Raw genomic sequence first — 21,074 nt, 5'->3', positions numbered from 1 at the left:
CGGTCCTGCCGCATGATGATGGGATCCTTGCTCGGGTGTCCTGAATACCCCGGTGAACGCATGAGTGTAAGGCGAAGTGCTTCCGGCGTGCAGTCGGAACCGTAGGAGCCGTCATTGATGACCGTGAGCGCGTTGCCGCGCTTTTCATCGACGACGCTCACCCATTTCTGTGCCACGCATTCATCGCCGTTGGTGAAAAGTTCGTCAGTGCCGAACGCGGTATCCCCGCGGTAGCGTATCGGCTTTCCCGCGAGCGGTATCGCGAGTTTCAGCATGCGGCCTTTCTCTTCCCAGTGCACGCGCGTTTCTATCTCGATGCGCGTGCCCGTCTTCGGCAGTTTATAGCGCTGGCATATCGTCGATCTCCCGTACGAGAACACCGCCTCGATAACGCTTCGCACATCGCCGTCCTCGATGACGCGCACTGAGGGTATGACGCCTTGTGTCACGCCGGAGAATTTCGTCCCGGCGGCTTTGCTCATGAGCTTGAATGAGCCTGCGAACTTGTCGAATCGCTTCACCTGCATGCCCCATGAATCGTCGCTGTCCCTGATGACGACGGGGAGACAGGCGCCTTTGGCCGTCATCGATATCCCCTTTGCGCGGAATGTATCGATGAGACCGGTCTTCGTGCTTATGATGACGGTCAATTCCTTCGTGCGGAACGTGATCTTCCCGTCGCGTGCTGCGAGTTTTCTCGCGGGGCGTTTTTTCATAGTGATGAGTTCGCAGTCGAAACGGTTCATCGACGAGGGGGCGAGCTTTGCGCGAAAGACAACGTGCTTTCTCCAGTCGAGGAAATTGAGATTGCTCATCTCCTGTTCCACCTGCGTCGGGAGGAGTGTTCCGTCCGCGCGCACTTTCACATCGGTGAACGTGCCGCTCCAGTTCTGATCGGCGAGCTGGAACTCGCAGGCGAATATTCCCTCCACCGGATACGGGTGGGGATTATAGACGAGCACCGGTATTTCGCCGTCGTTCGCCTTCGGCTGTCCGGATGAGAGCGCGAAGAATGCGCGTGCCTTGAGGCGCGATGCCGTTTCGAGCGCATGGTCCATTTTCCGTATCGCCATATCCTCCACCGGCTGAATCGATGAGCCGGGGAGTATGTCGTGGAATTCGCAGAAGAGGAGGTCTTTCAATGCTTCGCGGATATCCTTCGCGGGATAGTCCATCTTTCCCTGGAGCGCCGCCGAAGCGCACATCTTTTCAAGCATGTACAATTCATTCTCAAGGAGACGATGCTTTTGTTTTATACGCACCTGCGATGTGTAGCATCCTACGGCGAACGGCATGAGCGATACTTTTATCACGGGCATCGACTCCCGCGCCGATCTCCGTGCTTTAAAATATGCTTCCGGTGTCGAGTGCATCACGTTCGCATCGGTCGTTGTCTTCATGTATTCCGTAAGGAGCGATAGGTCCTCGCGCGACGGACCGCCGCCGTGATCGCCGATGCCCCAGAGTATGAGGCCGGTATCGCGGTCGGCTTCGTTCTTGAGGAAGGAGGTGCATTTCTCCACCGACTTCCCGCGCTGCGTGAGATAGGCGCCGTATACTTTGTTCGATATGACTTCGCTGCCGTCAAATCCTACCCAGCGGAAATCGTGCTTGATCGGATAGTCACCCGGCCGCATATGTACGTACGAATCATAGCCGCTTTTCGCGAGTATCTGCACGAGTCCGCGCGTATGGCCGAACGAATCGAAATTGATCGCCGTCGTCGGTTCGACGCCGAATTTCTCCTTGAAGTAGGTTTTCCCGACAAGTATCTGCCGCACGAACGATTCGCCGCTCGGCATGGTGCAGTCGGGCTGCAGATACCATCCGCCCATGATATGCCACTTCCCTTTGCTGACGAGGTCCTGTATACGCTTGAACAGCGCCGGCTCATATTCCTCCACCCATTCGTAGAGCACCGCTTCATTGTGGTTGAAGATGAAGCCGTCGAATTCTTCGCAGAGATCGGCGGCGGTGCGGAACGTGGATATCGCCTCCGCGGCGCCTTCTTCCCATTCCCAGAGCCAGACGGGATCGAGATGGGCGTTGCAGAGAAGGTGAAGCGTTCGCGGCATGGGATACTCCCTAAGGAAAGTTCGGGTAGCGTAACCCATTGGACAAAAACTGCAAGTGATTGAAATTTACCCTTCTATCCCCAGCCCCTTCCCCTCCAAGAAGGGAAAGGGGAATAAGAAAATTACCTGCGCGTTCCCTTCCCCTTTTTGAAGGGGGAAGGGCTAGGGAAGGGGGTTATTTCAGAATCGCTACTTCTCCGTCGGCACCACGATGCCGCGCATGATGACATCCTGCGCAAAGGCGAACACGAGGAATGTCGGCAGCGCCGCTATGATGAGCGACGCGTACATGACACCCGGCCCGCTCATCCGCTGGAGCTGATACAGCCACACCATGAGCGTCCACATGTTCGGGTCCTGACAGATGAGGAGCGCGTACATGAACGCCGAATACGCATGGACGAAGGCGTTGAGCGCAATGACGGCAAGAATGGGCTTGGAGAGCGCCATGGTTATATGGAGAAAGAGATGCCATTCCACGGCGCCGTCTATCTGTGCGCTCTCATAGAGCTCTTTTGGCAGTGAATCGAAGAACCCTTTGAGGAGGAATATCGAATAACCGCTGGCAAGCCCCGGCAATATGAGCGCCCAGAACGTGTTGAGGAGCTGGAGGTCTCGTATCATGAGGAAACGCGGTATCTGTGTGACCATCGGCGGGAAGGCCATGGTGAGCATGAGCACGAGGAGTATCTGATACCGGGAACGCACCTTGTATCGGCTCAATGCATACGCGGCCAACGGGTTCACGATGAGCGCGGAGAGCACCGACAGAAGGCAGAACATGACGGTGTTGAAAACCGCGCGTCCCTGCATGACGACCTCATCGATGACGCGGCGGTAATTGCGCGTGCTGAATTCTATCTTGAGCGCGGTTCTGTTGTCGAGGAAATTCTGATAATGATACTCCTTCTGCGGGGGCACGATCTGTGAGAAATCCGATACGCTCGTGCCAAGCGCGCTGTTCATCGCGCTGACGGTGCGATGCTTTTCCGCAAGGTGTCTGCGGAACAGGAAATCGATGCCGGTAACGGACAGGGAATCGAGCGGCGCTTTATGAACGGCCCGTTTTACCGGATCGCGCCAGCCCTGGAGGAACGAATCGAGGTCGACGACGCGCAGGCCTCCCCAGCGCATCTCGCGATAGAGGTCTTCGGAGAACTTGACGTCGGCGAAGGAGCGGTATGTCGTTTCATAGTTCTTATTGAGCGCGGCGATGGTGACATATTTCGCCTTGAGGTAGGCGCGGTATTCCGGCAGTGCGGAATTATCGATGGAGATCCAAAGTATGTTGAGCGTCTTCCGGACGAAATTCTCCCAATCCTCGCGCTCCTTTGCGGTGCGTTTTCCGGAGAGGCGTTCGTCGAGCCGTATTTCATCGAACGAGGCGTAGGCTGTCCCGTGCGTTGTGTTGAACTTCTTTATATCGGCGCCGTAGATGTTCTTGAGATAGGTGTACTTGTAAAAACCTTCTACGGAAAAATAGGTCCGGTCCTCCTGCGGCTGCTTGGCTGCGAAGTCACGGTACGTCTTGTGCGCAGGCGTCCATTTCGGACGGACGAAGCGGGCATTGAAAATTTCCGGCTGCACGCCGAGATTGTTCCAGCTTACGTACTGCAGTCCCATCGCCTTGTTGTATTCGTCGATGCTCCCGTTGTAGCGTTTCATCATCTCGTTCTTGAATTCCCGGAGCTTCTGCGGCACGACGCCGCGCGTTGTGCCCGCCGCAATGAAACCGAGCTCATAGAAATATGCCGGGAGGTCTTTTTTCGAGAGAAACTCCTCGTATTCTTTCACGAGCGCTTTATTGACCGATGACGGCGGCATGATGCGTTCGAAGCTCGAGACCGTCGTGTGGTAGCGGTTCTGCATCTCATTGGGCATCTCGTTCATGAGGCCCTCGGCGTATTTCTGGTAGAGGGCGGTGTCATTGACAAGGTACGCAGGTATGATGTCCACGGTGCGATTGTCGACCGCGCTTTTTGTGCTCCCCGATATCATGAGAAGGAACGGATAGATCATGGTCACTGCACCGGCAAAGAGCGCAATGTACATGAGCGTTATTATCACGCGCGGTCCGATGCTTTTTCTTCCGATGCGGGCTATGAGCGGCATGGATGTACTCCTCTCTGTCCGTTTCTTACTTTCTGGCGACGGTCTTGAATTCCATGCGCGTGAGCACACGGAGCTGATACACCGTGAACCCGACGAGCATGAGGCCGAGTATCCACGCCATGGCGGTCGCCGGTCCGAATTTCAGATAGGTGAACGCTTTATAGAAGATGTGGAGCGCAGCCACTTCCGTCCCTGCGCCGCCGCCGGTCATGACAAGGATGTTGTCGGCCGAATTGTACCACGAGCTTACGAAGGCCCCGACAAAATTGATGATGAGAATGGCCTTGAGCATTGGAAAGACGATGAATATCGTCTTGTCGACAAAGGTCGCCCCGTCGATGTCCGCGGCTTCATACGCCTCTTCCGGTATCGATTTGAGCGCGGCGAGATAGAGGAGACAGCCGGGGCCGACATGCGCCCAGAGCAGCGGTATGATGCAGGAAAGCATGGCCGTGTCCGGGTTCTGCAGCCAGCGATACGGTTCAGGCGTTGTCGCGATGAGACGCGGGAAGAATTTTCCCATGGACACGAGGAACGGCTCACCTACCGGGAAGAGAGCGCCGCGTGCGAGCCAGAGCAGGGTGCCGAGCAGTGCGACACCGGCAAGTATCGTCAGCACGCCGCCGAACATCTTCTGATGATAAAAGAGCCGTTTCGCGAACATGAAGCAGGCGATGAAGAGTAATATCCCGATAAGTATGAACGCTATCGCCGGTACGCTCATGACAAGGCGGTTAAGCACGCCGAGCTCGGAGGCATCATAGAACTGCTTCCAGAGGAGCATGGTGACAAGACCGGACATGACGGCGGGGAGATAATAGATGATGCGGAAGAAAACGGTGCCGCGCGGGACTTCCTGAAGGAGTATCGCGAGTATGACCGGCGGTATGAACGTGAGCGCGATGACGAGGAGACTGTAACGGAAGGCGTTCCACACCGTCACCCACCATACTTTGTAATCGAAGAGCACATCGCCGAAATTCTGTACGCCGACCCAGAGGGAGTTACCCATGACGCGGTAATCCTGGAACCCCATGACGAGGCCCTGCGCGAGGGGAATATACTGCCAAATGACGATCGTGAGCAGTGCGGGAAGGAGGAGTATGTACGCCCAGCCGTTCCTGAACGAGAAACGTTTTTTTGCGTTGATATCGGTGAGTATTTTCGGCGGGGCGAAGGATTTTCCGACGTACCAGAACAGCAGGCTGAACGCGATAACGATGACGACAAGGACAATTATTGCCGCAATATCGCGGCGCGAACGCTCGGCGGGACTGATGATGCCGATCATCTCTTCGTTCGCACGGGCATTCGCTTCCTTAAGTGTTTCCTCCATGATCGCGAGTCGCTTCCCATTATCGGCGGGCAGCTGATCAACGAGCGACATCTGCACCATTTTCTGGAGCGGGGTCGTCATGAGCTCATAAGCGAAATTACTGTTGCGTCCGTACGGTTCTGGCTTGCCGGTCCGTATCGCTATCTCGAATACCTCAGCCCAGCCCTTCGGCGCGAGACGTTCCATTTCGTCGTATCCGAACATGCGCAGGTATTTCGGGTGTATGAAGGGTCCGTATCCGCCTTCGACCATGATGCGCGTCTGAATGCCTACCGCTTCCTTGCCGTTGCGGTATTTCAGATATTCCCACGCGACGTCACGGAGCGCCGGGTCCTTGACGCCGGCGAATATCCCCATCATGCGGCTGTTCAATTCGGCGCCGCGTATACCGGTCGGTCCGAGCGGCACCGGCGCCATGCCGTAGGTCTCGGGGTCTATGGTCGAAAAAAGTTTTTCATCGACGTACATGAATGACATCGCGATGAACCCGTCGCGCCACTTGGTGCCGGCATCGGTGTCATTATAGGTATACCCGCGCCGCGTCTTGCCGTCGCTGTCCGTCCATTTTTCCGCATTGAGCGTGGTGTAGAAATCGAGTGCCGCAGCCGCTTCCTTGCCTTCAAAGGTACATCGCCATTCATCCTTTTCTTCGTTGTACTTCATGACCTCGCCGCCGGCGGACCAGAGGAACGTTATCCAATGCCAAGATTCATGCTTGCCGCGGCCGAATTGAATGCCGTAGAGACCGCGTTTCGGGTCGGTAAGCTTCTTTGCTGCCGCATAGAGATCGTTCCATGTCCAGTTCTCGTCCGGATAGGGTATTTTCTTTTCATCAAAGAGCTCTTTTCGGTAGATGAGCACTTTCCCGAGTGCACCGCCGTAGGGCATCGCCCAGACATGTTTCCCGCCGGGGCCTTTGCGATTGATGACGGGCCATATCTTGTCATGCACACGGAAATTCTTTTCTTCTTCCGTGAGCGAGGTGAGATAGCCGTCCTCGGGTTTATCGAGCGGGTAGAGGAATCCGTTCTGGATGTAGTTATCGGATTTCCTGAAATTCACGTAGAGGATATCGGGTGCCATGCCGCCGGCTATCGCCATGAGGTCGGGTTCCACACCTTCAATGACAAGGCCGGTGAACGATTCGAGCTGTACTTCAACTTTATCCCAGTTGTGTTTTCCATACTTTGCCGGGTTCGCGCGGTATTTGTCGCGATAGCGTGCGGCGAGCTCTCTCGGATAATAATTCGTTATGAAGAACGTATTGGCGTCGCGTTCGGAGCGGGCAAAGGGCGTCATATCAAGCTGATTGGGGAGCTGATAAAGCACGAGGTGTATGATGGTGCGGCCGTCGGGTTTCGTTTCAATCAAGCCGCCGCCGAAAACGAATGCAACGGCGATCATGATCGACACGAACGTCAAAAAAGTGCGTCGCATTATGCTTCCTCCTGCCTTACACGGGAATGAACGATGTCGCGATAGCGCTTCAGCGTGAATGCATGGAAGTATATTACACCCCCCTGATAATGTCCATGGATTTATCTGCACCAGTAATGGATTTTTCTGCGATTGTGCTGACGCGTTCTGTCAGGAGATGAACAGGTTTTTCGTAGAGAAGTTCGGGTCGCTCGTAAGGTTGACGCCCAGACGCCGTAACCCCGCCTCATCGCCCGGTGTCGGTATATGCGTGATGTGCACTTCGCAGCCGCGCAGTTCCTTGAGCTTCTGGAGCAGGCGCATCTTCACGTTCGGATCGAAACCGGGGAGCACGCGCGCGGCGTGATAATCGTAAAGTATCTTCCCGCCGAATTCGAGATAGAGCTTGCCGTCGAATTTTTTCAGGCGTTCGTCGATAGCGGCCGTCTGCTCCGCGAGATAGAGATCATTGTCGAAACCGATACGGGTAGGCATGGGGAGGACTATAGTGTGTGTCGGCAAAAATTGCCATATCGCGGGTGGCATTTTTATCCGTGCATTGTATACTATATCTCCCGGTAGTGAGGAGAATCAGCAATGAACGCTTCGGACAGGACCCCGAAAAAGGCCAGGATCGAGATAATGGACACGACGCTCCGTGACGGCGAGCAGACGCACGGTGTATCGATCTCGGTCGAGGAAAAGCTCACCGTCGCACGCACGCTGCTTGAACGTGTAAAGGTCGATCGCATCGAGATAGCGAGCGCCGGTGTTTCCGAGGGCGAGAAGCAGGCGGTAAGCACGATCTCATCGTGGGCGAAGAAGGCGGGGTTCGGCAGCGCCGTTGAAGTGCTTGGTTTCTGCAATGTGAATAAAAGTGCCGACTGGATAGGCGAAGCCGGCTGCTCGGTGATGAACCTGCTCACCAAGGGTTCGTATCGTCATCTCGAGGGACAGCTTCGGAAATCGCCCGCGCAGCACATCGCGGATATCGCAAAGACCGTTGAATACGCATCGCGGCACGGTATCGCATGCAATGTATACCCTGAGGATTGGTCGGGCGGTATGCTCGAAAAACAGGACTATGCGAGAACGTTCATACGCGAGCTTGTCGCAATGCCGATAAAACGCATCATGCTTGCCGATACGCTCGGACTTCTTCCGCCCGATATGGTCATGCGTTTTGTGCGTGAGCTCGCTGAAAAATATCCGAACGCGCATTTCGATTTCCACGGACACAACGATTACGGTCTCGCCACCGCCAATTGCCTTGCCGCCGTACAGGCCGGCGCGCGCGGCGTTCATGTTACCGTGAACGGGCTCGGCGAACGCGCGGGCAATGCCCCGCTCGACGAGGTCGCCGTGGTGCTCAGGGACATCGCCGATATGGAACACGGTGTTGACGAGAGCGAGCTTTTCGCATTATCGAAAATGGTCGAGATATTCAGCGGCAAGCGCGTTGCGGCGAACAAGCCGATAAGCGGCGCCGCGGTATTCACGCAGACGGCGGGCATCCATGCCGACGGCGATAAGAAGGGAAATCTCTACGTGACGAAACTATCGCCTGAGCGCTTCAAGCGAAGCCGCACCTATGCGCTCGGGAAACTGGCGGGCAAGGCTAGCCTCGATATGAACCTCGAAAAGCTCGGTATTGAGCTCACGACGGAGCAGCGCGATCAGGTGCTCGCGCGCGTCATTGAACTCGGCGATCAGAAGCAGATGATCACGCCCGATGATCTGCCGTTCATCATCGCCTATGTCCTTAAGACGCCGAAGGACCAGGTCATCAGCATCAGCGACTGCATCATATCGACGGCGAAGCATCTGCCGCCGACCGCGACGATAGCGGTCGATTATGACGGCAAGACCTATCATTCGAGCGCGGCGGGCGACGGGGGATACGATGCGTTCATGAAGGCGCTTCTGCCCATCGTATCGAATTTCGGCATCGAGATACCGCGGCTCCTCGATTACGAAGTGCATATACCGCCCGGCGGGAAGACCGATGCCCTCGTTGAGACCACCATCGTCTGGGATGGCGGTGTCGTCACGCGCGGCGTCGACTGCGATCAGGTGAAGGCCGCTATTGTCGCGACCGAGAACATGCTCAATATTGTTCTTCGGAAAGATGTCGGGAAAAAGAAAAAATCCTAGCAGGGCATACTTACTCCGCGGCACACTCGGAAAAACGCAGTATTCGGCGGCGTATCACCCCTTTTATCATACCGGCTATCGCCCGCTTCCACCGGGGGAGCACCGCCCGCATTTCGATGAGATGCGATGCGATCGTTGCGCGCTGATGATGCAAAATGTCATTGAGCACATTGCTGTCGGCGTAATTTCCGCAGTGAAAATCCTTTTTTGCGAACGCCGATTCGGGTAAAAAGCCGCGTCCGAGACCCATGACCTCGAAGCAGTTGTCGATGTACTCGCGGTACGTCGTTCTGCATGCCGGGCCGCCGCCGAGATCAAATATCCTTCCTGCGAGTTCGGGGTGCTCGACGGCATGCGCGAACGCGTACCCTGCATCCGCGGAGGTGATGATCTCAAGTTCGGTGGCGAGCGGCATGTGGAACATCGCGCTGTTCATCGATATGGTGGGGTACATCACCGCGTTGAGGCGGAATATCGCGCATCGTCTTCCTGACGAGGCGAGATCGCTCTCGGACTGTATCTTCGTCTTTGCGTACGCATCATTGCCCGGGGAGAGCGCATCCGTAACGCGTATCCACGGGTCGGAAAGCCTGTCGCCGTACACCGACACCGATGAAGCGAAGATGATGAGCGGGTCTCGGCCATTATTGGCAGCGCGAATGATATTCCTCGTGCCGCCGACGTTCACCCGTTCGGCCAGGGCGGGATCTTTCTCCGCGAGCGGGGGGATTATCGCCGCGAGATGGATGACGACATCGATGTCCTTCATGGCGTGTGCAGCGGCGGCCGTATCGGTGATATCGCCCCAGATGATATCGCACGATCGGGAGCGCGTGAGCGTTCGTTTTGCATGAGGTGTCGGCTTGTCAAAAGCGGTGACATGCACTGATGTCATGTTCGCGAGCGCGGCAAGCGTTTCGCGGCCGACAACGCCGCTTGCGCCGGTGACCAGGATCTTTTTCATACCAGGTACTCCTTGTGAGATATGCCTCGAATATAACGACACCACAGAGGTTGGTGAATGGGGAAAGGTACTTGTTCGGGACTCAGTGGGGCGGGTATTTATACCTGGACGGTGGCACCTGGACGGTTATACCTGAGCGGAAATTTACGCCGGGCGTGTCGGGACGATCTCCTTGATGAAGATGTCTTTGCGTTCGGCAAGATCCATGACGGCAGGTACGGACGGCTTCGTTCCCGATGCATCCTGTATGACCTCGAGTACGGGGCGAAGCGGGAGCGTTGTGTTCTGCTCGACGACGCGGCAGCGGCTTCCGTCGGAGGCGAGCACGATGGTGCCGTTGGGGTACATGCCTATCACGCGCTGAAACACCTTGGCGAGTTCGGTATCGAGGTGACTTCCCGCCTCCATGGCGATGACCTTGACCGCTTTGTACGGTTCCATCGGGTCGCGGTAGGAGCGCTGTGTGGTGAGCGCGTTGAACACGTCGCAGACGGCGATGATCTTGCTGAAGTCATCGAGGTAAATTCCGGTTTTCCCGAAAGGATATCCCTTGCCGTTCACCCATTCATGATGTTCGAGCACGCAGTTGGCAACGCGGTCATCGATGTTCTCACGCTTGAGGAGCTTATAGCCGAGGAAGGAATGTTTTTTCATCTGCGTCATCTCGGCGTCGGTGTACTTCCCGGGCTTGGTAAGGATGGCATCCGGCACGAGCATTTTGCCGATATCGTGGAGGAGTCCCGCCGCGGCGAGCGTGAAGAGGTCCGCCTTCTGCATTTTCATGTTCGTGCCCATGAGCACGGCGAGTACGGCCACATCCACGGAGTGTACGTAGGTGTATTCGTCCTTCATTTTGAGTATGGAGAGATTGGAGAACGCGTGCGGGTTGGAAAGCACATCGCCGACGAGCGTGTTGACCGCTCCGATGATGGCCGTCGATTCTATCGTAGCGCCTTGTTTCAGGTCGTCAAAGAATTTCTTCGTGCGTTCTATCGCAATGGCATGCGATCGTACTGACGAGGCGCTGTCGATCTTGAGTTTTTTCGCCCCGTCCTCTTCGATAAAGCGCGATGCCGTCGAGACGTTCGCTGCGGTGCCGGTATCGGAAGCGAGCGCCTTGGAATACTGATCGTAAACGAGCACCATGACGCGTTCCACGCCGCTCTTTTTTATCGTTTCGATGTGTTCTTCGGTGAGCGCGACGCCGCTTTCGAAGAGTTTTCTTCCCGTCGGTGCGTTCACGGCGTCCGAGAGCACCATGCCGGGTTTCAATTTATCGATGGTCACGGTTAATTCAGCCATGCGCGAGAGTATATAGAATGTCGATGTTTTTACAATAGGGTGCCGGCAATTCCAGTTATTTGCGGAGCATAAGCGGTAATTTTTTGAGTTGACATAAGTTTTTTGTTGAATTTTTTGATCACGAGCCGAAAAAGCAGTAGGTTTCCAGTGGAATTCGAAGTTTTTACATGTCAAATAATTGGCATATCGGTAGATTTTTTTACTTGTACCATTCACCTTTCTACAATATAATTGTTATATATATACCCGAGGAAAATAGCTCAAATAAGGAGTGCGCTATGGAGAGATCAGGCTGCCGAACACACCGCACTGCTGAGGGAATGAGCGAGTAAAGCAATATAAATACAATTCATGCTGGAAAAATTGAGCACACGAACTGAAAATGCGAGACTGGGTAGTGGTGTATCGTCGGGAAATGACCGCGGGAATTCTTTTTGTGGATATAGCAATGTAAGCGTTTACATGAAGACGTTTCTTCAGTATGTCAAAAATATTCTGCTGTTTGCGATGTTCGGTTCTCTTGCCGCGAACGCGCAGACGATCACGCTCGCTGTCGCTCCGACATCGAATTATACCCATGCGACAAATATCCAGAACAACTACGCGAATGTGCGAATGCTGCATTTCGCAGCGATACATTCCGGCGGAAGCGAGGCTGCCGTAGTTTCGGGGTTCGCGTTCGGTGCTGCCGGCAGCGGCGATGAATCGCTCGACATTTCCACGGTGAAGATATACCGCGACAACAACAAGAACGGTCTGTACGACGGCGGTGATGTGCAGGTCGGGACCTCGCAGTCGTTCTCGATAGACGACGGTACGATCTTTCTTCTCGGACTGAACGAAACGGTCGCGATCGGAGCGACGAATCATTATCTCGTTCTCTATGATTTTGCGGGCGTCGCCGGCGACGGCTCGTCGTTCCGCATGTCCATTGATGCGGTCATGGCACAGGGCAGTGTGAGCGGGAGTACGATCGCGGTAAAAGGGCTTCCGGCGTACGGGAACGGTGCGGTCGTGCTCGTTGATGAGCTTGGCCCGTCATTCTATCAGAACATTCCGTTCGCCTCGGCATCTCCGGCCTATGCCCCGACGAACCTTTCACTGTATGTGAACACGGATGAGCCGGTGTTCTCCGGCGGACTTTTGGCAGTGACGAATTTCAACGCCGGTTTCGGCACCAATCTCGTGATAGGCCAGTCAGTTACCATATCCACCTGTGCGATAAGTGCCGGCCGCTATGAGGACCCGCTGTCGTCGCCGACCGCCGAGAACCGCGATGATGATACCGTGTACAACAATACTGCTGCGGAGAGATTCCAGAACCGCGGTATCGTTACGAGCTGCTTCCTGGCATCATCAGGGAATCTCAACAATGGTTCAGCGAAATTCAAGATCGCCTCTAATCGCGGCGGGACCACTCTCGTTCTGATGTATGAGACGAATACCGGCAATATCAACAGCGGCGGATTGTGGATACATTACCCAACACCGGCATGGGAGGTGTTTTCAGGCAATATGGTCGGCTACTTTGAAGATGACGGCTCCGGCGGGGCGGTATTCATGAATTTCGGCGCGGCCGCGAGTTGTGACCGACTGCGACTTGCGAATGCCGATCATGCCGCCCCCGCTGTTTTTACCGCCAATACCGAGCTCGCGCCGTGCGTGTATGCCGTCGGGTATGCCGTGTCCGACTATTTTTCCCCCGTGCTCGATACGGTAACCGGCGGATCGAACTATTATCGCATACTTTGGAACGAGATATTGAATGACGGTGCCGTCCAAGTATCACTTCGCTGCGATGACAATACCAATTTCACATCTCCGAGCGTGTGGACGAACGTCACCAACGGTATGTCTCTGACCGCTGCGACACCGCTCAGCAATCGGTTCCTCCAATACCGGATAACACTGTATGCATCGACGAACGGGGAAGAATCGCCGGAAGTATCGTATCTGCGCGTCATGTACGATGTGACCAATCGGCCTGTTGTCAGTGTAACGCAGTCGAATTATGCGGACAGCGCGAAGACGAACTATCAATTTGTGTACTCCAACAGCATTTCGCAGAAGTATTTTTCATACACGAATACGCTTCGTACGGGGTATAACGGCGATCTTCTCGTGTACGCAACAGGATTCGATGCGGACGGCAATGCTACGGTGAATCAGCCCATCGGCAGTGTTATCGTTGACGGTCTGATACCGAACGTTACCAATGTGACCTGCTGGCAGAACGCCAATTTTACGGGAACGATAACCAACGGAATGACGAACTTCGATAACCTCGTCTCCTATCGCTTCTTCAGTTCGAACACGGCCTCGCCGCAGCGGTATTACTACGTGTACACCAATACGGCGGCGGGCACCGTTGATGCGACAATGGCATACACGACGAACAGTTATATGACCAACTTCACGCTTTCGCCCGGTACCAATTATTTCATCGTACGGGCACGGAACGATGCAGGCACATGGGGCACGCAATTCGTCTTTACCAATCTCTACTTGACACCGCCGTTCTATGTCGATATCGGCGCCAATACGCCGCCCGACCGCTTCCTTGCGAACAATGCGAACAATGCTGTTCTCATGCAGCTGAGACTGCAGTCCGGGCCGGTGGGATACCATGTTTTTCATCTGAAATTGAAGGCGAATGGGACGCTCAACGATACCGCTGATTTTTCCTTCAACAGTCTGAAACTGTATCTTGATGAGGGGAACGGTACTTTCGACGGCGGCGAGATCCTTCTCAGCGGCGACAGGGCGTTCAATGCGAACGACGGCTATGTGATCTTTGACAATTTCACGAATACGATACCCGCGAATTCCGAGACGAATTTCATCGTGGTCGGAAGTCTCGCCGGTACGGCGACGAGCAATCTGACGTTCTATCTCGGTCTTGAAGGGGTCGACGCGCTTTCGAATATATCAGTTGATGCTGCAACGACGAATGTGGTAAGCGGACTGCCGGTGTTTGCGAACACGAATACGATAACCCTCGTCGGGACGCTCTTTGCGAGTTACGGTCCGGAGAATCCGTCGCAGAGCATCATCAATAGCGACGACGTCAATGTCCCTATGCTTCAAATGGCCATCGGTGCCGGTCCGCAGGAGGATGTCACTGTGGGCAGTATCACGATGAACGCACTCGGCAGCGGCGACGACGTAGATGGTCTTGTAGCGAATGGTGTCCGTATAGTCAACGACCTGAATACGAACGGGGTGTATGATGCCGGCGATATCCCGATAACCGGCGGGCAGACGTATTCCGCGGATAACGGAAGTATAACCTTTTCCGGGCTCAATTTGCAGATCGATGCCGGAACGACGAATTATCTTCTGGTGGTCTATGATTTTGACGGTTCCTCGATAAGCCAGGATGATTTTCAGATGAGCATAAGCGCGGTAAGCGCAACGGGTGTTAATTCAGTGATGGCGGTAAATTCATCCGGTATCCCGCTTACGGGAGCAAAAAAGGTCGTCCTGCTCGATCTTACGGGGCCGGCATATTTTACCGGGTCGCCATTCGTGACGTCGTTGTTTGTCACGAATACCAATGTCATCATTCAGATCATCCCTGATGAAAATGCCTATGTCGGCGGAACTAATTACACCGATATTTTATTCGCCCAGGGGAAGGGCTGGACCAATGTTACGCCGGCCACCAGCGATCTTGTCATGACGATACTGGGTATATTTGCCGGGAATACGAATGTGCCGAACGCGAACTCCGGAAATAATAATTACACCTACATCAACAATGTCGCTGCCAATGGATTTTCCGCGGACGGCGTTGTGACAAAATATATCGGGATGTCGGCAACGGCAAACAGAACGATGTATATTTCCGTGGCGACAAATCGAACCGATATCGGCGCCAATCAATGGCAGGGCTATGCGCCGAGATCGCTGTATGCCACAGCGGCGAGTACCGCTACAAGCATATCAAATCTGAGTATTTCGGTGAAACAAGGTCACGGCGTGTATATCAATGTCCGAAATGCACGCGCCCGGATACGCAATACCGCCGGCATGGGACTGGGCTTTCGGGGGTTTGCGGGGAATGCCGGAACGAATACCGTGAATTATGCAAATGCCTATGCCTCCCCGCGCTTCGTATATGTTGGTGCTGTCGGCTACGCGACCGCGGTCTTCTATTCTACGAACATGGATTTTACCGCAGCATTCTCCAACGCCCTGCGCATGACATGGTCGAATGATGTCACCGGCGGCGGCGCCATAACCATGCGTGTCCGCGGTACGAATAACCCTGCATTCATCAACGCTGCCCCATGGTACACGGTCAGCAAAAATACCGTTCCGAACGCGCTCACGAACGCCGGAATTCGGGTACTGCAATACGAGGCATCGTTGTCCGCGGCGCCCCCGGAGGGCGGCACCGTGTCGCCGAAACTGCTGTCATTCACCGTCGATTACGGTTGGAAAAATTATCCGATCGTTTACACGGTGCAGCCCGGCGGTAAAACGAATTATGCAGCGTATCAGTCAGGAAGCGGGACCGGTACGTATGCGTTCACGAACAATATCGCGGATACCAATGGAACGGTCGACGTCTACGCTACTGCGCGCGACTATTTCGGCAACTGGGCGTCGAACGTCCATGTCGGGGCGTTCATCTACGACCGGTCGAAACCGGATATCACGAACGTGCAATGCTTCACTACTCCGGCACACTCATTCGAGATATCGAACGATCAATTGTTCTATGATGAGATCGTAAGCTTCACGGTGAGCAATAAGGTGAACTCGCCATCAGGGGTGTATTACTATTACAGACTCGACGGGAACCCCGGGACGAACAGCATTACAGCGGAGATCGCCACGTATTCAACGAACGTGAATATTGACAATATTGGTCTGCCTGAGGGGACCAACTATTTCCATGTGCGGGCAAAAACATTTTACAGCAACTGGGGGAATGAGATCGTATTCACCAATATTTTCATACGCCCCGCATTGAGCATAGACCCGGGGACCGCGAACCCGCCTGCGACGAATGTCATTTCCGGAGCAAGCGATGTATGCATGCTGCAGTTACGGCTCCGTGCCGGCCCGGCAACCGGCATCGTTCTCTCGAATTTGACCTTCACCGCCGCGGGCGGCGCCCATGACATCAATGACCTGTACTCGGTCCGTCTTTTTGACGACAATGGGAACGGCACTCTCGACGGCGGCGATACCCTGCTGGCGTCCAATGTATATAATGCGGACAATGGCCTTGTAGCCTTTACCAACATCAACTGCAATTTTGCGCCGAACCAGACACGATATCTGAATCTGATATACAACACAAAAGCGACCGCAACTATCGGAACGACGATCGCAGCGGGCATCACCAACCTTTCGAGCGTCAGTGCATGGCCGCCGGATTTCAGTGATCTTGTATCGAACATACAGTATTTTCCGCTGTGGGGAAATACCAACACGTTCTTCAGAACGGCAGCGATAACGCTTGCCGCGGGGGCGAAAAATCCCGCGGCGACCAATGTTGCGAGCAATACGACCGATCTCCTGGTGCTCCAGTTCACTGCGGCCATGAACGACGGCGAGTCGGTGAAGTTGTCGAACATCAACATTCGCCCTTCGGGTACGTTGGACGATTCATTCGACGTTACCGCGGCAAGCGTGCGGCTCTACTTTGACAATAATGCGGACGGCCTCATCGACGGCGGCGACACGCTGCTCGGTTCGGGGTCGTACAACGCGGATAATGGCGCGTTCTCGGTGCTGAATATCAATCGTATTTTACCGGCAAATTCGGTCACGAATTTCATGGTGGTACAGAGCTTGAGCGGGCAATCGACGAACGGTAAATGGTTCAGGGTGTCGCTCGAGTCGAACGTTGATTTTATCGCATACGGGATGACGACCGGGACTGCGATCTCGGTGTCCGGCGCGCCGGTGCGCAGCGGTACGATAAATATCGGCGTTGATACGACACCGCCGCAGTTCACGCCGTACCTGAGCTTTTTGAGCCTGACCTCCCCCGTGCCGCTTACCAATAACCTGCGCATCTATATTCAGGCCGATGAAGCGGTGCGCAGTACCAACGGCCCCGCTGGCGGCGTCACGAATTATCCCATAATCCGCGTCGTGCAGGGGAGTGCCACTAATTTCGCAGCGTGGGTGTCGGGCACCAATCGCGGTCCGTATACCAACAGCTACAATGTACAGGCTATCGACGGAACCGCATCGGTATATGCGGAGGGGTATGATTACGCGACACCGACGACGAATTGGACGAATATGCTCGTTGGCACGTTCGTAGTCGATGGTGCGCGGCCCAACGCCGTCATTACCAATTACACGACCTATACGCTCAGTACCAATTCCAATATTACGATTCAAGGGTATACGAGCGAGTCGAACGTGACTATTTCCGTCACTGTCTCCACCGCGTCCAACGGCGGGGCCATCTTCTCGTACGTATCGAACGTCTATCTCGGGAATACCACCAACATAAGCGTCGCCAATGTCATGCTGAGCAATCTGATCGGTTTCACGAACTGGGTATCGATCTATACGGTCGATGCCGCCGGGAATACATCGAATTCGTTCTACACCGGGATAATACTCTCGCCGTCGAGCCCCGCCATCGTGTGCTCGAAATCGAACCTCATCTTCTCGCCGCTCAATAATTATGCAACAGCCACCAACGAGCTCATACCGGGCGCCATCATCGAGCTTTTCCTCATCTGCACGAATACGAGCATGACGCTTGCGACCAATGTCGTCCTTGAGGATTTCATCGATACCAATTTCTTCCATTTCGTGACCGGCTCCTGCATCAACGGGGACAGTTATGATTATGCGACGAACGGCGTGTACAGCTATACGCCCGTCGGCATCGTCGATGCCAATGTCAATAAGGTGAAGCTGACAAAATTACTGATACCCGCCGCGGCGGCAGCCGTGCTGCGCTATCGGGTAGTGGTGAGGTAGCCGATGAGAGCTTTTCAATATATCTGCATCATCGGAGGAGGTGACGCCTCGCAGTAGACACATGTGCTTCCCCCACTTGCCAGTAAAGGCAAGGGAATATCATCCGTCTTCCCGGCTGACGTAAAATGACGGGGCTGAAAATTAGAACAAAAGAGGAAAAAACAATGGTTACACGAACAAAACGGGCAGCAGCGGTACTCATCGCTCTGTTCATGGTGCTCGGCACCGCGACCGTTTTCGCCAAGGGAACTGCTGGCGGAACGGCTATTCTTTCTACAAATACGTTCGTTCAGTTCCAAAACTCTGTCGGTGTTTCGTTCACCACGAACGGCTCCAACACGGTGACGAACATCGTGCTCGAAGTGTTCGGCGCTACGAACGCTACCGTTCAGTGGCAGTCGAACAACTGGAACTCGGGTTCCACGAACACATTTGATTTCGTGTTCACCAACATGGCGAATACGAACGCACAGTTCCGCTTCACGTTCGGGACGAATTGGGCGAACTTCGGCGCTTCGTCGCCGTGGCTCATCACGTTGTCCAACCACACGGCTGGCGGTGTGCTCGCTACCGGCGCAACGGTGAACGTCGCCCCGGATGCTGAATTGACGGCACGGATATACGTCGGTATACCGGGCAATGCACCGGACGGCGCTTACTTCAACATGATGCTGACCAATGAGCTTGGAACGCAGGCTGCGGTCTATCCCGCCCCGCGTACCTACCTGTACCCGGCGAGCAACGGCTTCTTCTACGGCGGTACGAACTGGATGACCAACTTCCTCGCAGTACGTGTCGGCGGACCGAAAGTGTTCCTCGAAAAGACATTCGTTGTCGATTCGAGCACGCTTACCGGCGTCCCGGCAGGCAACGTAGTGCCCGGTGCTTGGATCACGTATACCCTTACGTATACGAATACCGGTAGCGCCGCTGCAGCGAACGTTATCGTGCGCGACTTCCTCCCGACGGCCTATGTGGCGTATTTCACGAACACAGCCACGACCGCGGGTGTTACCCTCGCGCTCTATGACGCGACCTCGGCCGATATTACCGCCAACAACGGCACGGTATTCCCTGCCCTTGCGGGAAGCCATGTCAACACGAACGTTCAGCGCATCGACTTTACGATCGCGAACGTCAATGCCGGCGCGGGCGGATCGGTCACGTACCGAGTTGTCGTGAAGTAAGCCCACTCTGCTCTGCCGCTATCCCGCGGCATAGCGTTGTGGTAGTTTGACATTTTTGAGCGGAATCGCCGGCACTTAGTGCCCGGTTTTTGCATATCCGCCTGCCGTACATCCCATTTTTGTACGGTAGGTCCGCCTGAGGCCGGTTAATCTTCGCTCAGGATTGTCAATGACAGGTTTATCGAATTCCGTCCAAAAGCGAGGTCTTTTGGCGGAGAGTGGCACCGTGTATTTGTGATCTTTACGAGACAGTAAAGAGGACGTAGTGACACGATGAGATTGTTGCGTGTATTGACATGTGCGGTATTCCTCCATATACCGCTCCTCGGTATCACGTATGACATAGTTCATACGAATGCCGTGGTGTCGTACGACAACGCCGTCGCAGCCACCTTTACCTCGAATTTCTGGGGTATGAAGCTGGTTACGAATGGTGCGGGTGCGGCATATACCAACACCAATATCATCATCACGAACGTTCCCGTGTACGAACTGCCGCTGGTGCAGTTCGCGTTGAGGACCAACGGCCCGGGCGGCCCCTTGTATGCAGGAAGCAACTTCCTCATGAACATTCGGGCGCTCGATATCAACGGGTATCACGTCACCCTGACTGCTGCCACGAACCTTGTATTTTCCTCCTTAGATACAAATTATGCGGCGACGTCGACGAATTTGGCGGTAACGAACCTCTCCTTTATATCGCCAAGTGCGACGTTCCCCGATTATGACGGTTCCAATTTCAGCACATCCTACCCGATACCCGGCCTGATCTATGTACGGGTGGACCAGAACACGAATACGAACGTGTATACCAACATGTTCACGAATTCGCCTGGTCTGCTCTGGATCATGCCGGGTATCATGGATGGGATCGTTGAATTCGACCGTGTAAGCTATTTCGGGTACGGCGACCGCATCTTCGTCTCGGTAACGGATTCCGACAGGAACGCGGATTATGGCGCTCCGGATTCGATCACGGTCAACGTCAATGCAACCTCCTATGCGCCGATGAAGCTTTTGACGCTTGCCGAAACAGGACCGAATACCGGTGTGTTCACGAATTTCATGTTCTTCGAGACGGCGCCGACCGGGATACCAGGCAGTATCTATGTGACCAATGACGCGCAGGTGTTCGCATACTATGCGGATATACAGCCTGTCACCAACAAATCGACGAACGCGCTGTTCAAGACGATAATGACGCTCATCATGACCAATCCCTATTACATCCGTACGAACGTGGTCACGAACATGCGCATCTACGGCGTCGACAGCTCCTTCGTTACCAATGACGTAAGCGCGCAGTTCATCTACACGAGCGACATACCCTCGGTCGCTGTCGTTGAAGCGAGCAATGCGGTGCGTACGCTCAAGAGCGGCCTCGGCCGTATCAGCGCACGGCACAGCATGGTGCCGACCCTCGCGACCAACAGCGTATTCCTGGTGACAGTACAGACCCAGGACAGCGTGGTGTTCGGAAGCGGCATGCTCTCGGTAAGTCTGCCGAGCAATGCCTTCTCCAACGAGATGTATGTGGATGTGCGCAAACCGAGCGATTACCAGTA

The 21,074-nt window shown here is 54.7% G+C and carries 10 protein-coding genes; 4 read left to right on the top strand and 6 right to left on the bottom strand.

Going from position 1 to position 21,074, the window contains the following annotated elements:
* From AABZ39_14620 to AABZ39_14605, 4 genes are all read right to left on the bottom strand, one after another.
* Positions 1 to 2,075: glycoside hydrolase family 38 C-terminal domain-containing protein (locus AABZ39_14620; GenBank protein ID MEK6796012.1), on the bottom strand; the 2,075-nt coding region annotated here is incomplete at its 3' end.
* A 189-nt stretch (positions 2,076 to 2,264) separates the two neighbouring features.
* Entirely contained in the window at positions 2,265 to 4,187 is a 1,923-nt protein-coding gene (locus AABZ39_14615) for a carbohydrate ABC transporter permease (protein ID MEK6796011.1), read from the bottom strand.
* A gap of 25 nt (positions 4,188 to 4,212) precedes the next feature.
* Positions 4,213 to 6,960: an extracellular solute-binding protein gene (locus tag AABZ39_14610; protein ID MEK6796010.1), complete on the bottom strand. Its 2,748-nt coding sequence runs from the start codon at positions 6,958 to 6,960 to the stop codon at positions 4,213 to 4,215.
* 150 nt (positions 6,961 to 7,110) lie between these two features.
* A complete protein-coding gene (locus AABZ39_14605) occupies positions 7,111 to 7,434 on the bottom strand; it encodes a DUF1846 domain-containing protein (GenBank protein ID MEK6796009.1) in 324 nt (107 codons plus the stop codon).
* 102 nt (positions 7,435 to 7,536) lie between these two features.
* On the opposite strand from AABZ39_14605, the gene AABZ39_14600 reads away from it, so the two are divergent.
* Positions 7,537 to 9,093, top strand: a complete 1,557-nt coding sequence (locus AABZ39_14600) for an alpha-isopropylmalate synthase regulatory domain-containing protein (protein MEK6796008.1) — start codon at positions 7,537 to 7,539, stop codon at positions 9,091 to 9,093.
* A gap of 10 nt (positions 9,094 to 9,103) precedes the next feature.
* On the opposite strand, the gene AABZ39_14595 is transcribed toward AABZ39_14600, so the two are convergent.
* Together AABZ39_14595 and AABZ39_14590 are read right to left on the bottom strand one after the other, a co-directional pair.
* Positions 9,104 to 10,057 (bottom strand): NAD(P)-dependent oxidoreductase, encoded by a 954-nt coding sequence (locus AABZ39_14595; GenBank protein MEK6796007.1) that lies wholly within the window; start codon positions 10,055 to 10,057, stop codon positions 9,104 to 9,106.
* Between the two features lie 144 nt (positions 10,058 to 10,201).
* Positions 10,202 to 11,359, bottom strand: coding sequence for an HD-GYP domain-containing protein (locus tag AABZ39_14590; protein ID MEK6796006.1), 1,158 nt, complete (start codon positions 11,357 to 11,359; stop codon positions 10,202 to 10,204).
* Positions 11,360 to 11,821: 462 nt separating this feature from the next.
* Between AABZ39_14590 and AABZ39_14585 the strand changes: the two genes are divergently transcribed.
* The 3 genes from AABZ39_14585 to AABZ39_14575 all read left to right on the top strand — a co-directional run.
* Positions 11,822 to 18,322: a hypothetical protein gene (locus AABZ39_14585; GenBank protein ID MEK6796005.1), complete on the top strand. Its 6,501-nt coding sequence runs from the start codon at positions 11,822 to 11,824 to the stop codon at positions 18,320 to 18,322.
* Positions 18,323 to 18,486: 164 nt separating this feature from the next.
* A complete protein-coding gene (locus AABZ39_14580; protein MEK6796004.1) occupies positions 18,487 to 19,509 on the top strand; it encodes a hypothetical protein in 1,023 nt (340 codons plus the stop codon).
* A gap of 273 nt (positions 19,510 to 19,782) precedes the next feature.
* A partial coding sequence (locus AABZ39_14575) for a hypothetical protein (GenBank protein MEK6796003.1) occupies positions 19,783 to 21,074 on the top strand: 1,292 nt, incomplete at its 3' end.

This window comes from Spirochaetota bacterium, assembly GCA_038043445.1.
GTDB lineage: Bacteria > Spirochaetota > Brachyspiria > Brachyspirales > JACRPF01 > JBBTBY01.
Note: the sequence above shows the minus strand (reverse complement) of the source record. Positions and strands in the feature narration are given on the sequence as shown.